General features: G+C 21.8%; 1 protein-coding gene. It reads left to right on the top strand.

Features of this window, described 5'->3' with window-relative positions; genetic code table 11:
* The coding region (locus ACOTVC_RS09020; protein WP_421628405.1) for a hypothetical protein at nucleotides 1-457 on the top strand (457 nt) is incomplete at its 5' end.
* Between the last annotated feature and the right edge of the window lie 106 nt (nucleotides 458-563).

Genomic DNA, 563 nt, shown 5'->3' with positions numbered 1-563 from the left:
TGAAAGAAATATCACAAATCATAAAACTTATTTTTTATTTGATAAGGAAAGATTTAAAGTTTTTGAAGATTTTTTATTTTTTCTAAATACTCGTTTAGAAGAGGATTTTTTACAAAATAAAATCAAAAGTCATGATTTTTCACATATTGTTTATTATACATCTTCTTTAATTGGAAATAACTGGGGATTTTCCCATATTTATATTGGAGATCTTTCTAAAAAATTCACATGTAAATTTGATAATTCTAAAACTGCAATAATTTTAGATACAATGAGAAAACTAAATAAAATTACAGATAATGTTACAAGAAGAATTCATAAAGATTTTTTTTTAGATAATCAAGCCAAAGAGAAGCTAAAAGAAAATATTAATAAAATTTTAGAAAACTTCAACAAGAAGACATTGACAAATCTTAACACTCTACAATCTAAACTAAAAGAATGCACAAATGAATGAGATAGAACTTAACACTCAAAATAAAACCTAAAACGAAATAGAAAAAAGCACAAAAACTATTTTTAGAATATCAAGGAATATAAATGAAAAAACCTTTTTATAAACT

The sequence above is a fragment of the Campylobacter sp. GB48 genome, assembly GCF_049221845.1.
Classification (GTDB): domain Bacteria; phylum Campylobacterota; class Campylobacteria; order Campylobacterales; family Campylobacteraceae; genus Campylobacter_D; species Campylobacter_D lari_C.
The sequence above is the reverse complement of the archived record's forward strand: the minus strand, read 5'-3'. Positions and strand labels throughout refer to the sequence as shown.